We start from the raw sequence: 12,519 nt of genomic DNA on the forward strand, positions 1-12,519 counted from the left end.
TCAACTGAACAGCCCCGCCGTCGCTTCAGGGTTCGACGGAAAATAAAAGTGCATGTAGCTCGCCGTCAGTCGCCCCGTGCGGTAGATCGCCTCGCCGCCGGGGCCGGCGAGCCTGTTGGCCTGCGCGAACGGCGCCAGCGGCGTCTCGAGCCGCGAATAATGGAAAGTATGGCCGGTGAGCCTTCCTTCCGGCAACGCCGCTGCGAGCAGCCCCAGCCCGGCAAGCCGTTTCTGCATCTGCACCCTGCCGGGCAGTAGGCCGAACATCGGGAAGCTGCGTCCTTCCACATCGCAGAGCGCCTCGCAGCAGGCCATCAGCCCACCGCATTCGGCGAGCAGCGGTTTGCCGGCGGCGACATGCTTGGTAAGCGCAGCCCGCATGCCGGCATTGGCGGCGATCTGCGCTGCGTAGAGCTCCGGATAGCCGCCCGGCAGCCACACCGCATCACAGGTGGGCAGCGCGACATCGGCGAGCGGCGAGAAGAATTCGATTCGCGCGCCCAAGGCGGCGAGGCATTCGAGGTTCGCCGGGTAAATGAAGCAGAAGGCCGCATCGCGCGCCACCGCGATGGTCTTGCCGGCAAGCAGCGGCGGGAAAGTCGGCGCTGGCAGGACGGCACGATCGATTGCTGGCGGGAGCTTTGCCAGCGGCGAGTCGGCCAGGGCATCGGCCAGCCGATCGAGCCGCGCCATGAGATCGGCGATCTCGGCGGCGGGCAGGAGGCCGAGATGCCGTTCGGGGAGCGCTGCCTCGGCATCGCGCGGCAGATGCCCAGCCCATTGAATGTCTTCGGGCAGGCTCTCAAGACACAGCCGCGCGTGAAACTCACTGCCGACGTGGTTGGCAAACGCCTGCACGATCGGCGCGCCCTCGCGGTAATGCTTGAGCCCCCAGGCGATGGCGCCAAAGCTGCCGCCCATCGCGGACGCATCGATGACGAGCAGGATCGGCAGACCGAGCCGGCGGGCGAGCGCCGCGCCCGAAGGCTGCGAGTCGTAAAGCCCCATCACGCCTTCGACGAGGATCAGGTCGGCCTCTTGCGCCGCGCGGGAAAGCCGCCAGCGGGCATCGCCCTCGCCGCACATCATGAGATCGATGTTCTCGCAAGGCTGTCCCGTCGCTGCCGTATGGATCATCGGGTCGAGGAAGTCCGGCCCGCACTTGAACACGCGCACCTTGCGGCCCAGACGGGTGTGGAGCCGCGCGAGGGCCGCCACCACGGTGGTCTTGCCATGGCCGGAGGCGGGAGCGGCGACGAACCAGGCGGGGCAGCTCACCATTCGATCCCCGGCATCGCCTGGATGCCGGCCTGAAAGGCGTGTTTGATGAGCCGCATCTCGGTCACCGTGTCGGCGGCTTCGATCAGCGCCGGAGGTGCTGCGCGACCGGTGACGACGAGGTGCTGCCGGGCCGGCCGGGCGCGGAAGGCGGCCAGCACCGCATCGCCGTCGAGCCAGCGATATTTGAGCGCGTAGGTGAATTCGTCGAGGATGACGAGATCGACGCCTGGGTCGGCAAGCGCCGCTTTCGCCACCGCCCAGGCCGCCGTCGCTGCGGCCGCGTCTTTTGCCGCATCCTGTGTCTCCCAGGTGAAGCCCTCGCCCATCACATGCCAGCGGACGTTCGGCTGCTTGCGGAAAAAGGCTTCCTCGCCGGTATCCGAGCGGCTTTTGACGAACTGCACGACGACCGCCTTCATGCCATGACCGAGCGCGCGCGCCAACACCCCGAAAGCCGCGCTGCTCTTCCCCTTGCCGTTGCCGGTGTGGAGCAGGAAGACGCCGCGGGCATCACGAGCGGCGGCGATCCTCGCGTCGATCACCGCCTTCTTGCGTTGCATGCGCTCGACATGGCTCACGAGCTTACCTCGGCACGAAAACGGGATGGGAAAAGTCGGCGCTGGCGAGACGGCACAGCGGATGGCCATAGAGCTCGGAGAGCACCGGCGCGGTGAGGATTTCCTCGCATGGCCCAATGCGGTGGCGGCTGTCGCCATAGAGCAGGAGCGCCTGATCGCAATAGCGCACCGCGAGGTTCGGATCGTGCAGCACCATCGCCACCGCCGCGCCCTCCTCGCGCGCGAGCCGCGAGAAGAGTTCCAGCACCGCGATCTGATGATTGAGATCGAGATGCGCGCAAGGCTCGTCGAGGAGATAAAGCTTTGGCTGCTGCGCCAGCAGGGTGGCGATGCGCACGCGCTGCCATTCGCCGCCCGAGAGCGTGTGTATCTCGCGTTCCTCGAAACCCGTGAGGCTCAGGCGCGCCAGCGCCTGGCGGGCGATCTCCACATCGCGCGCGGATTCCCAGGCGAGCCGCGAAAGATACGGGTGGCGGCCGATCAGGACGGTCTGCAGGACGGTCGCCGCGAAAGGATCCGCCTGCGCCTGCGGCAGATAGCCTCGCAAGCGCGCGGCTTCCACCGGCCGCCACGCGTCATATTTTTTTCCGGCAAGCAACAGCGTGCCACGCTCGGGCGCCCGTAATCCTGCGAGTGCGGCCAGCAACGTCGTCTTGCCGGCGCCGTTGCGGCCGAGGATGGCCAGCCGGCTGCCGGGCGCGAGATCGAGATCGAGCGCGAGACAGACCTTGTGCAGGCCGACGCTGACGGCAATTTGGCGCGTTTTCAGAATCGGAGCTTGCGAAAAATTCTGCTGCGCGGCCCGCTGGCTGTGTTGCGCGGTGCTCGCTCCCTCGCCTAACTCGATGTTATGTCTCGGTCGCTGCGCTCCGGGCGCCTTGCCATCAGCCCGCTCGCGACGAATTTTTTCACAAGCTCTCACGTCTTTTTGCCCAGTAGGTAAAGAAACACCGGCACGCCAATGAGCGCGGTGAGCACGCCGACCGGCAGCTGGATCGGCGCGAACAGCGTGCGTGCCGCGGTATCGGCGAGCACCAGCAAGCTGCCACCGGCGAGTGCCGCTGCCGGCAGCAGCAGGCGCTGGTCGTTGCCCTGCGCCGGCCCCAAGGCGAGGCGCACCAGATGCGGCACGATGAGGCCGACGAAGCCGATCGAGCCGGCCGTGGTGACCGCGAAGGCGGTGGCCAGCGACGCCGTGAAATAGACCAGCCGCCGCAGCCGATGTGTGGCCACGCCGAGCGTGCGGGCGATCTCCTCGCCGCGCGAGAGCACGTTGAGATCGCGCGCGAACGGCAGCATCACGGCAAGACACATGAAGAGCGCCAGCCCCGCAGGGAGTGCGCGCGCGGCCTGCGACAGATCGCCCATCAGCCAGAACAGCATGCCATGCACCTTTTGTTCCGGCGCCAGTGTCAGGATCAAGGCGACCACCGCACCACAGCCGGCGGCGACCACGACACCGGTAAGCAAGAGCCGGGTCTGCGTCCAGGCCCCCGTGCCATGAGCGAGACCAAACACCAGCAGCATCGCCGCCAGCGCCCCGAGGAAGGCCCAGCCCGACACGAGAAGGCCGGCCAGCCCCAACAACATCGCCAGCAAGGCGCCCACCCCGGCCCCGCCGGAGATGCCGAGCACATACGGGTCGGCCAAGGGATTGCGCAACAGCACCTGCATCAGGCAGCCGGAGAGGGCGAGCAACCCGCCCACCGCGAAGCCCGCGGCCGCGCGCGGCAGGCGCAAGTCCATCACGATTGCGCGCGTTCCCGTCTTCCCGCCGGCAAGCGCCGCCAGCACATCCCCGATCGGTACGGCAATGCTTCCCGCCGCCAATGCCACGGCGAGACTGGCCGCCGACAGCAGCGTCAACAGGCCCAGCACCCAGGCAGCGCGGCGGCGGGTGGACATGGTCTATTTGGGCTGGTAGCGCAAGGCGACGAACAACATCGTGCCCGGATTGGCATAGCCCCAGGCCGTCTCGTATTTCTTGTCGAACAGGTTGTCGAGGCGGCCTTCGAGCTGCACGTCAAGACCCAGCCGGTAATGGCCAAACAGATTGACGAGCTCGTAGCGCGCCAACTCGCGCGTCTCATCCGCCCGGTCGAAGCGCTTGCCGACGGCGACGACTTCCGCGCCGAAGCCCCAGGCGCCGGGCGTGTAAGCCAGGCGCGCCTTCATGAGCTCTTTGGCGCGGCGCGGCAGGCGCTTGCCGGTGTCTTCGTCATAGGGGCGCATCAAATCCAGACTTGCCTGCGCGGACCAGGCGCCCCATTGGTGGCTGGCCGAGAAACTGTCGCCGCGAATACGCGCACGGCCGACGTTGAAGGGCACATAGACCCAGCCGCCGGTGTCCTGCCAGGCGATCAGGTTTTTGATGCGGTTGTCGTAATGCGTCCAAGCCAAGTGCGCCCCCGTCGGGCCGCTCCAGTCGAGGCCGAACTCGCGGTTTCTCGCCGTCTCGGGTTGCAGGTTTGGGTTGCCGTGGCTGCCCCAGGGGCTGGTGTAATAGAGGTCGTTGAACGAAGGCGCCTTGAAAGCGGTGCCGAAGGCCATGCGCGCGGTGAGCGAAGGCAGGATCTGGTAGCCGTAGGCGAGGCTGCCGGTGGTCTTGGCCCCGAACTGCGAATTGTCGTCGTAGCGTTGCGAGAGCTGCCAGGAATGCTGGCCGAATCGAGCCTGCCAGCCAGCAATCCATGAGCGCATCGTGCGTTCTTTGACGGTATAGGGCGTCGTCGAATCGACTGCCTGCCGCAGGTCTTCATAGGCGAACATCAGGGTGCCCAGCGGCAGCTTGACATCGTTCTGCCAGCTCCATTGCTTTTGCACGGTGGCGAACAGCGAGCGGCCGGGCGAGAAATTTTCGCTGCGATCCTTCGATTCGCCATAACGCAGCGTCGAGGTCCAGGTTTCGAGCAGGCGGTTTTTCGCGTACAGCGACCAGACACGGGTTGCGTCGTCGTTGTAGGGGTCTCCCGTCGGCCCACCATAAGGATCATCGTAATGGTTGCGGCTGTCGGCCGCTAGGTAGGTCACGCCGAACTCCTGCCCCTTGGCCGGCGTGAAGGCCAGACGCCCCTGCCAAGAGGTGTTCCGGTAGCCATCCGCATCGCGGTTGGTGTTGGCGATCTTCGGCGTCGTCGCGTCCCAGCCGTTGGTTTCCAGCTTGGCCGCGCGCAGGCTGTAGGAGACGTTTTCCGAGCCGCCGGATATGCCGGCGGCCGCCTGCCAGGTGCCGTAACTGCCGGCGCCGGCGAAGGCCTCGGGCTTCATCGGCCCTTCGCCCTTCTTGGTGAAGATCTGCACCACGCCGCCGATCGCATCCGAACCATAAAGGCTGGAGGCCGGCCCACGCAGGATCTCGATGCGCTCGATTTGCTCGAGCGGCAGATTGTGGAATGAGGGCTGACCCAAGGTGGCCGAGCCGAGCGGCACACCATCGACCAAGAGCAGGGTGTGCCCGGCATTGGTACCGCGTGTGAAGAGACTGGTCGACTTGCCAAGCCCACCATTGGCGACGATCTGCAGGCCCGGCTGCTGCGCGAGAAGCGCGGGCAGGGTCGTCGCACCCTGAGCTTCGATCTCCTCGCGCGAGATGACGGACACATCGGCGAGCTGCTCATCAACGCGGGTCGGGATACGCGTCGCGGTCACGACCACCGCCGCCTCATCTTCGGCGGCAGCAAAGGCGGGTGGAAAGGCAAAGGAAACGGCAACGGCGAGCGCCGTCTTGGCAAAGCGAGATTTCATGTCGGACTCCCTGTTTGGCCAGCGTCCCCGCAGGCCAGTCGAATGGACAACGAATGCACAGGGAATGAGGGCGTGGGCAGTGGCTTTGCCGACGCGCCGCACCCCGCAGCGCATTCAACCGGATCGATCGAGGCCGGTCTCCGGGCTTGGAAGTCTTGTTTCGCCGCCTTCCCAGGAATTTTCCCAGTGGCGTTGAGGCGAAACCGCACTTCCTTACCGTTGCGGGGGCAGCACAGGCCTCATCGTTGCCAATTCACCTGTTTCCCGTTTCACCCGGACGCGAGATTCGCGCCCTGGGCACCTCGAACGAAGCGGTGACAATTATAAGCGTGCCGTCAAGGAAGCAGAGACTTTTTACCCAGAGCGTGAAACAGGCTTCAAAATCCTGCCGAACTGCTTGACCAGCAATCTTTTTTCCCACAAACTGCGCGCCCATGGATGCCCCGCTCGCCAGCCTCGAACGAAAAGTCGAGCAGATCATCGCCCTGTGCGAAACGCTGCGCGCCGAAAATCGCCGCCTGCGCGAGCGCATCGGCGCACTCGAAGAAGAGCAAAGTAGGCTCGTCGAGCGCATGACGACTGCGCGCACGCGGCTCGAAGGGCTGATCGACAAGTTGCCCGCCGAATGACGAACCCAGCATGACGACGACACTGGACATCAGGATTCAGGGGCGTGACTACCGCGTCGCCTGTGCGCCCGAGGAAATCGATGCGCTGCAGGCAGCGGCCGCGCTGCTTGATGCCCGCATGGGCGAGATCGCCAAGGCCACGCGCAGTACGGGCGAGCGGCTCGCCGTGATGACGGCGTTGAACCTCGCCGCGGAACTGAATGCAGCCCGGCAGAATGCCACGCTGCAGCCCTCCGATCAAGCCATTGACGCCGCGGAGTCGCTGCGTAGAATCCAAGCCATCGAAGCACGACTGGACGAAGCACTCGCACCGCAGGAAAAGCTGTTCTGACGGCAGGGCGACAGGCCAGTCGCGTTTCTCCGATTTTTTTCCCTGCGGTGTTCGCCAAGGCCATACATTCCTTGAACCTATGCCCATTGGCATCGGTCGCCGCCCAAAGACGCCGCTGTTGTGATCGCCCCTTCGTCGGGTGAACCTGAAGCGGCAGGAACGCGACCACTCTGAACCTCGGTTCAGGATGCCGGCCAAACGGCACGTGCGGGGAACCCTTCTTCGAGGCGCGAATCGTTCGCGCCTTTTTTCTCCCCAAAAAAAACCCAGACCTGACGGTCTGGGTCAAACGGTTCCGTTGCGGAACCGGAGGAGGAGACGTTGCAACTAAATTCAGTAACGGCCTTCAGGCCGGAAAATCAAGCAGCCTTCTTCGCCTTCGGGGCGGCGGCACCGACGGCCTTGACGGTCGCAGATGTCGCGGCGGCGACGTTCGCTTCGGCCATCTCGGCGACTTGGCGGGCAGCCTTGTTCATCGTTTCGTAGGCCGAGTTGGCGGCGGCCAGCGCAGACTTCACGGCAGCCACGGCGACATCGGAACCGGCGGGTGCGTTCTTGGCGGCCTTGTCCAGCGCAGAGGCGACGTTCTTGTTGATCTCGGCGTATTGGCTGTCGAAGATCTTCGCGAACTCTTCCTGGGTCTGGCTGGCGATTTCATAGACGCTCTTGGAGTAGGCGATGGCCTTCTCGATCGCCGGCTGCGCCAGGGAAGTTTGCAGGCTGATGAGTTCCTGCACGTCCTTCGCGCCCATCAGCGTCTTCGCGGTGTTGACGCTGTCTTCCAGCAGGGTGCGGGCGGTGTTGAGGTTCAGCGCGGCGAGGCGCTCGGCGCTGGCGAAAGCGGTGTTGGCAATCGTCAGCAAGGTTTCGACGTTGGCCTTCGTGGCACCGGCGAATTGTTCTGGGGTGGTGTACATGGCAATCTCCTGAAAAAGTTTGAAAGCGGGTGAGGCATGCGGCTGGGTTGAGAAGAGCTTATGCTGCACTGCAATATGGCTTGAATTATATGGTGCGTTTCCGGGATGTCAACCAATTTTTTGTGCATCGCAATAAAAATGGGTAAAGAAAAATTTTACGGATGATATTCAATGGGTTATTGGTTATCCGGTGATGCCGGAAGCCGGCGGGCGGCGCGAGTGACGGTCGCCGCAGTGTGTTTGCTGCCCCGCGAAAGAGGTGACTATCGGGGGATGGCCGATTTCGCGTTCTTCGGCTGAATGATCGCTGTGACACGGCCATCCGTGCTCGACGGGCTGCTGCCAGGCGCGGCGGTGACCAGATACTGCTCGGTCTTGCCGTCGTAGGAGATGTAATGGCCACGCACCTCGTCGCTGCCGCTTTTCACCCAGGCGCGGTTGAAGAACTCGGCCTTTTCGCTTTTCGCGTCGTACTCGATGCGCTCGGCTTCGCCCTCGATCCATTCGTCCTTGCCTTCCCGCTTTTGACGCAGCCGCGCCAGGCCGTTCTCGCCGCCGGTCGCGACCCCTTTCTGGAAGCCGGCGTCATCCTGGGTGACGACCAGTTTCGCGGTGCGGATCATCAAGGTCCCTTGCGTCAGCACCACGTTGCCCTCGAAGACGTGGATGCGCTTGGCATCATCGACGGTGACCCGCGCGGCTTCCAGATGCACCGGTTTGTCGCGGTCGGCGCGTTCTGCGAGCGCATCGGCAGCAACGTGAGAAGCCAGCAGGACGAAAATCGTGAGGGACAGGGTGCGGTTCATGTCAGCGTCTGGAAGAAGAAGGTTTCGACTTGGTCTTGGCGCCTGCTTTCGGCGGGGCGGCGGAACGGGAAACCGGCGCCGGTCGTGCTGTGCGGGTCGAGGTAGGCGTCGCTGCCGTGCGGAAGAATACCCCTTCCACCGGCCCTTCGAGGGCGTAGATCAGGCTTTTCTGGTCGACGCTCATGCCGCCTTCGCCACGGAGGCGCGAGGCACCCTGGGTGATCGTGACGGGGAGCGTTGATTTCGCGAGCTCGTCGTCGGGCCAGACATCCATGCGCGCGGTGGTCAGCGTGGTTTCCGGCTTACCCGCCACACCTGCACGCGTCACGCGCACATCGTCGATCAGCGCGACGTGTTCGCCACGGCTCGAGATGCGCGCCTCGCGTGCGACCAGGGTCGTGGGGGGCGGACGATGCCAGACGATGCGCGGCTCAAACACCACGGCAGTGTCGTCGTCTGGGTAATGGACCATCTGCCGCGCAGTCAGCGTGTGTTGCAGCGCGCCGAGCGGATCGAAGCGGCGCACCTCGAAATTTTCCACGATGGTGTCCGGATCGTGGCGCAGCTTGCCGCCAGAGGCTGTTTCCGGTATGCGGCTGGCGAGTTCGAGCCAGTAACTCAATGCAGCGAGAACGCCCACCAACAGCAGCGGGAACAGGTTGGTGGTCGGGGAAAGGCGGGTCGCCATGAGTATCAGGCCAGGTAAGGCGCCACGACGCGATCCCAATTGCCTTGGGCGCGCAGGATCAACTCGCAGACTTCGCGCACCGCCCCCCTGCCTGCCGGCGCCTGGGTGACATAGGCGACGTGTTCCCGCACCAGCGGATGGCCATCCGGGACGGTGGCGGAAAAGCCGCAGACTTTCAACAGCGGCAGGTCGATCAGATCGTCGCCCATGTAGCCGCACTGCGCCATCGTCAGATGCTCGCGCTCCAGCAACGACGCCATCGCTTCGCGCTTGTCCTCGATGCCCTGCAGGACCAGACCGATGCCGAGGTTGGCGGCGCGCCGCGTGACGATCGGCGAATCGCGGCCGGTGATGATCGCGAGCTTGACGCCCGATTTGGCGAGCAGTTTCAGACCCAGCCCGTCACGGCTGAAAAAAGCCTTGCAGAAATCGCCCTCGGTACTGAAGTAAAGCCGGCCGTCGGTCATCACACCGTCGATGTCGAAGCCCATCAGACGAACCTTTGCGGCCTGTTCGAAGACGTTCATCAGACGACCTTGGCGCGAAACAAATCATGCATGTTGAGCGCGCCGAGCAACCGGCCAGCCGGATCGGTGACGAGCAGCTGATTCACCTTGTGGCGCTCCATGATCTCGACCGCCTCGACGGCCAGCCGTTCCGGGCCGATGGTGCGCGGATTGCGGCTCATCAGCGCGCCGACCTGGACCTGGCGCAAGTCGCCGAGCCTTTCCATTGCGCGGCGCAGGTCGCCATCGGTGAAGATGCCCGTCACCCGCCCGTCGGCATCGAGCACCACGGCCATGCCCATGCCGCCGCGCGAGATCGCGGCGAGCACCGTCGGGATGAGCGTGTCGCTGGCCACCGTCGCCACCCGTTCGAGCGGTTGCATCACGTCGCGCACATGGGTGAGGAGCTTTCTGCCCAGCGCCCCGCCAGGGTGGGAACGGGCGAAATCGCTCGCTGAAAAGCCTCGTGCATCGAGGAGCGCCACTGCCAGCGCATCGCCCAAGGCCAGCGCGGCCGTGGTGCTCGCCGTGGGCGCGAGGTTGAGCGGGCAGGCTTCCTCATCGACACGCGCGTCGAGATGCACGTCGGCCTCGCGGGCCAGCGATGAGGCCGGGTTGCCGGTGATTGCGATCAGCTTGCCACCCTGGCGCTTGACGAGCGGCACGATGGTCAACAGTTCGTCGTTCTCGCCGGAGTTGGAGATGGCAATCAGCACATCGTCGCGCGCGATCATGCCGAGATCGCCATGCACCGCTTCCGCGGCATGAACGAAATAGGCCGGTGTGCCCGTGGAGGCCATCGTTGCGGCGATCTTGCGCGCGATGTGCCCGGATTTGCCTAGCCCACTGACGATGGTGCGGCCATGACTGCCGAGGATCAGGTCGACGGCGAGCACGAAGCTGTCGTCGAGGCGATCGGCGAGCTTCCATATCGCTTCGGCTTCGATGCTCAGCACGCGGCGCGCGAGCGCGATCAGGTGTTCGGCGGGAGGGATGGCGGTCATGGCAAGGGGGCGGTTATGATTGCTGGAAATTATAACCGCCACCCCTTCCCGACAGACCCCGCATGACCCTGCACCTGATCCTGCTGCTCTTGGCCGCCGTCGTGCTCGCCGTCGTCGCCTGCCGCAGCCTCAATCTTCCGCCGATCCTCGGCTATCTGCTGGTCGGCGCGCTCGCCGGCCCGCATGCGCTCGGCATGTTGCCGGACACCGCCAGTGCGCGCCGCCTGGCCGAATTCGGTGTCGTCTTCCTGATGTTCACGATCGGTCTGGAATTCTCGCTGCCACGCCTGTTTGCGATGCAGCGGATCGTCTTCGGACTGGGGCTCCTCCAGGTGCTGGCGACGATGCTCGCCGTCGCCGCCGGGGCGATGCTCTGGGGTGTCGCCTGGCAGGCGAGCCTTGCCTTGGGCGGCGCCCTCGCGATGTCTTCGACGGCCATCCTTTCCAAACTGCTGGCCGACCGGCGCGAACTCGACGCGCCCCACGGCCGCGAGGTGATCGGTGTGCTGCTGTTCCAGGATCTCGCCGTAGTGCCGCTCTTGGTGCTGATCCCCGCGCTTTCGCAGCCGCTCGATGCCTTGGCCGGCGAGGTGGCTTGGGCGCTCGCGAAGGCGGCGCTGCTGCTGGCGCTGGTGCTGTTCGTCGGCCAGCGGCTGATGCGCGCCTGGTTCGGCCTCGTGGCGCGACGCAAATCCGGCGAGCTGTTCATGCTCAATGTGCTGTTGGTGACGCTCGGCTTCGCCACCCTGACTGAAGTGGCGGGATTGTCGCCTGCGCTGGGGGCGTTCGTCGCCGGCATGCTCATTTCCGAAACGGAATACCGCTACCAGGTCGAGGAAGACATCAAGCCGTTCCGCGACGTGCTGCTCGGCCTGTTCTTCGTCTCCACCGGCATGCTGCTCGATCCGGTGGCGATCTGGAACGATGCCGGGCGCCTGGCTACGCTGCTGGCGCTGCTGCTGGCGGCCAAGCTGATCGTCGCCGCCGGGCTGTCACGCCTGCTCGGCAGTGCGCCAGGCACGGCGCTGCGTACCGGCTTGTGGCTCTGTACCGCGGGCGAATTCGGCTTCGTGCTGGTGGTGCTGGCGACCGATGCCGGGCTGGTCGATGCCGTGCTGATCCAGCCGGTGCTTGCAGCGATGGTGTTGTCGATGATCGTCGCGCCGCTGATCGTGCATTTTTCGGATCGCCTCGTCTTGCGCTTCGTCGCTTCGGAATGGCTGACACGTTCGTTGCAACTGACGCAAATCGCGGCTCGGACCGTGGCCACCGAAAAGCACGCGATCCTCTGCGGCTACGGCAAGACGGGCCAGCATCTGGCGCGTTTCCTGGAAACGGAAAACATCGGCTACATGGCGCTCGACCTCGATCCCGAACGCGTGCGCGAAGCCGCTGCTGCCGGCGAGCCAGTCGCCTGGGGCGATTGCACGCGACGCGAGAACCTGCTGGCCGCGGGGATCACCCGTGCCAGCGTGCTGGTGGTCACCTTTGCCGACATCGACACGACCTTGCGACTCGCCGAACGCGTGCGTGAGCTGCGTCCCGATCTGGCAATCGTCGCCCGGGCGCGCGAAGAGGAAGACGTCGAAAAGCTCTATGCCGCCGGGGTGGCCGAGGTGGTGCCCGAGGCGCTGGAATCCTCAGTGATGCTCGCTACCCATGCGCTGGCGCTCACCGGCGTGCCGATGCACCGGGTCGTGCGGCGCCTGCGCGAGTTGCGTGAGCAGCATTACGCGCTGCTGCGCGGCTTCTTCCACGGCGCGACGGATGCGACCGAAGGGCTTGCCGATGCGGAACTGCCGCGGCTGCATGCCGTCACCCTCGATGCCTGCGCCTGGGCGGTGGGGCGACGCATCGCTGAGCTGGAGCTGGAGAAAGTCGGCGCTGGCGTGACGGCACTTCGGCGCCGCAGCCAGCCGGGTGTGTCTGTGGGTGGGGCGACGGTGCTCGAAGCGAACGACGTCGTGGTGCTGCGCGGCAGCGCAGCCGCGGTGGCGGCGGGGGAAGAGCTTTTGCTGCGCGGCCCGAAATGAAG

Annotated in this window: 13 protein-coding genes, 1 other RNA gene and 1 riboswitch; of the genes, 4 read left to right on the forward strand and 10 right to left on the reverse strand. The window is 65.3% G+C overall.

The features are described from left to right. The 5 genes from M52SOB_RS12735 to M52SOB_RS12755 are packed head-to-tail and all read right to left on the reverse strand — an operon-like array spanning window position 1 to window position 5,603. Window positions 1–1,281: a cobyrinic acid a,c-diamide synthase CobB gene (locus M52SOB_RS12735; RefSeq protein ID WP_131112153.1), complete on the reverse strand. Its 1,281-nt coding sequence runs from the start codon at window positions 1,279–1,281 to the stop codon at window positions 1–3. Continuing rightward, window positions 1,275–1,841: a cob(I)yrinic acid a,c-diamide adenosyltransferase gene (gene cobO, locus M52SOB_RS12740; RefSeq protein ID WP_284155247.1), complete on the reverse strand. Its 567-nt coding sequence runs from the start codon at window positions 1,839–1,841 to the stop codon at window positions 1,275–1,277. Before cobO ends, M52SOB_RS12735 begins: the two co-directional genes overlap by 7 nt. Before the next feature lie 22 nt (window positions 1,842–1,863). Next, the gene (locus tag M52SOB_RS12745) at window positions 1,864–2,781 is read right to left on the reverse strand and encodes an ABC transporter ATP-binding protein (RefSeq protein ID WP_284155113.1); all 918 of its coding nucleotides are present in this window, start codon (window positions 2,779–2,781) and stop codon (window positions 1,864–1,866) included. Next, a complete protein-coding gene (locus tag M52SOB_RS12750; protein WP_131112155.1) occupies window positions 2,778–3,764 on the reverse strand; it encodes a FecCD family ABC transporter permease in 987 nt (328 codons plus the stop codon). The genes M52SOB_RS12745 and M52SOB_RS12750 overlap by 4 nt, the downstream gene beginning before the upstream one ends. 3 nt (window positions 3,765–3,767) lie before the next feature. Next, the gene (locus M52SOB_RS12755; protein ID WP_172601847.1) at window positions 3,768–5,603 is read right to left on the reverse strand and encodes a TonB-dependent receptor domain-containing protein; all 1,836 of its coding nucleotides are present in this window, start codon (window positions 5,601–5,603) and stop codon (window positions 3,768–3,770) included. Window positions 5,604–5,717: 114 nt separating this feature from the next. Further along, window positions 5,718–5,923: riboswitch (cobalamin riboswitch) on the reverse strand. Between the two features lie 114 nt (window positions 5,924–6,037). On the opposite strand from M52SOB_RS12755, the gene M52SOB_RS12760 reads away from it, so the two are divergent. From M52SOB_RS12760 to ssrS, 3 genes are all read left to right on the forward strand, one after another. Then, window positions 6,038–6,232, forward strand: coding sequence for a hypothetical protein (locus tag M52SOB_RS12760; protein ID WP_131112157.1), 195 nt, complete (start codon window positions 6,038–6,040; stop codon window positions 6,230–6,232). A gap of 10 nt (window positions 6,233–6,242) precedes the next feature. Further along, on the forward strand, window positions 6,243–6,563 hold the full coding sequence (locus M52SOB_RS12765) for a cell division protein ZapA (RefSeq protein WP_131112158.1): 321 nt from the start codon (window positions 6,243–6,245) through the stop codon (window positions 6,561–6,563). A gap of 36 nt (window positions 6,564–6,599) precedes the next feature. Beyond that, window positions 6,600–6,781, forward strand: a non-coding RNA gene (ssrS, locus tag M52SOB_RS12770) — 6S RNA. Between the two features lie 141 nt (window positions 6,782–6,922). Here the strand turns inward: ssrS and M52SOB_RS12775 are convergent. From M52SOB_RS12775 to M52SOB_RS12795, 5 genes are all read right to left on the reverse strand, one after another. Next, window positions 6,923–7,480, reverse strand: a complete 558-nt coding sequence (locus tag M52SOB_RS12775; protein WP_131112159.1) for a phasin family protein — start codon at window positions 7,478–7,480, stop codon at window positions 6,923–6,925. Window positions 7,481–7,743: 263 nt separating this feature from the next. Next, window positions 7,744–8,286 (reverse strand): lipopolysaccharide transport periplasmic protein LptA, encoded by a 543-nt coding sequence (gene lptA / locus M52SOB_RS12780; protein ID WP_131112160.1) that lies wholly within the window; start codon window positions 8,284–8,286, stop codon window positions 7,744–7,746. A gap of 1 nt (window position 8,287) precedes the next feature. Next, a complete protein-coding gene (gene lptC, locus M52SOB_RS12785; RefSeq protein WP_131112161.1) occupies window positions 8,288–8,974 on the reverse strand; it encodes an LPS export ABC transporter periplasmic protein LptC in 687 nt (228 codons plus the stop codon). Window positions 8,975–8,979: 5 nt separating this feature from the next. Continuing rightward, on the reverse strand, window positions 8,980–9,501 hold the full coding sequence (locus tag M52SOB_RS12790; protein WP_131112162.1) for a KdsC family phosphatase: 522 nt from the start codon (window positions 9,499–9,501) through the stop codon (window positions 8,980–8,982). Then, window positions 9,501–10,484: a KpsF/GutQ family sugar-phosphate isomerase gene (locus M52SOB_RS12795; RefSeq protein WP_131112163.1), complete on the reverse strand. Its 984-nt coding sequence runs from the start codon at window positions 10,482–10,484 to the stop codon at window positions 9,501–9,503. The genes M52SOB_RS12790 and M52SOB_RS12795 overlap by 1 nt, the downstream gene beginning before the upstream one ends. A 62-nt stretch (window positions 10,485–10,546) precedes the next feature. Between M52SOB_RS12795 and M52SOB_RS12800 the strand changes: the two genes are divergently transcribed. After that, window positions 10,547–12,517 (forward strand): monovalent cation:proton antiporter family protein, encoded by a 1,971-nt coding sequence (locus M52SOB_RS12800; protein WP_131112164.1) that lies wholly within the window; start codon window positions 10,547–10,549, stop codon window positions 12,515–12,517. Window positions 12,518–12,519: the final 2 nt, after the last annotated feature.

The sequence above is a fragment of the Sulfuricystis thermophila genome (genome assembly GCF_004323595.1).
In the GTDB taxonomy this organism is placed as follows: Bacteria; Pseudomonadota; Gammaproteobacteria; order Burkholderiales; family Rhodocyclaceae; genus Sulfuricystis; species Sulfuricystis thermophila.

What these genes read in the sequence shown, in the direction of transcription:
- M52SOB_RS12735 (WP_131112153.1), bottom strand. Translation starts at nt 1,281, where the DNA reads ATGGTGAGCTGCCCCGCCTGGTTCGTCGCCGCTCCCGCCTCCGGCCAT.
- cobO (WP_284155247.1), bottom strand. Translation starts at nt 1,841, where the DNA reads ATGCAACGCAAGAAGGCGGTGATCGACGCGAGGATCGCCGCCGCTCGT.
- M52SOB_RS12750 (WP_131112155.1), bottom strand. Translation starts at nt 3,764, where the DNA reads ATGTCCACCCGCCGCCGCGCTGCCTGGGTGCTGGGCCTGTTGACGCTG.
- M52SOB_RS12755 (WP_172601847.1), bottom strand. Translation starts at nt 5,603, where the DNA reads ATGAAATCTCGCTTTGCCAAGACGGCGCTCGCCGTTGCCGTTTCCTTT.
- M52SOB_RS12760 (WP_131112157.1), top strand. Translation starts at nt 6,038, where the DNA reads ATGGATGCCCCGCTCGCCAGCCTCGAACGAAAAGTCGAGCAGATCATC.
- M52SOB_RS12765 (WP_131112158.1), top strand. Translation starts at nt 6,243, where the DNA reads ATGACGACGACACTGGACATCAGGATTCAGGGGCGTGACTACCGCGTC.
- M52SOB_RS12775 (WP_131112159.1), bottom strand. Translation starts at nt 7,480, where the DNA reads ATGTACACCACCCCAGAACAATTCGCCGGTGCCACGAAGGCCAACGTC.
- lptA (WP_131112160.1), bottom strand. Translation starts at nt 8,286, where the DNA reads ATGAACCGCACCCTGTCCCTCACGATTTTCGTCCTGCTGGCTTCTCAC.
- lptC (WP_131112161.1), bottom strand. Translation starts at nt 8,974, where the DNA reads ATGGCGACCCGCCTTTCCCCGACCACCAACCTGTTCCCGCTGCTGTTG.
- M52SOB_RS12790 (WP_131112162.1), bottom strand. Translation starts at nt 9,501, where the DNA reads ATGAACGTCTTCGAACAGGCCGCAAAGGTTCGTCTGATGGGCTTCGAC.
- M52SOB_RS12795 (WP_131112163.1), bottom strand. Translation starts at nt 10,484, where the DNA reads ATGACCGCCATCCCTCCCGCCGAACACCTGATCGCGCTCGCGCGCCGC.
- M52SOB_RS12800 (WP_131112164.1), top strand. Translation starts at nt 10,547, where the DNA reads ATGACCCTGCACCTGATCCTGCTGCTCTTGGCCGCCGTCGTGCTCGCC.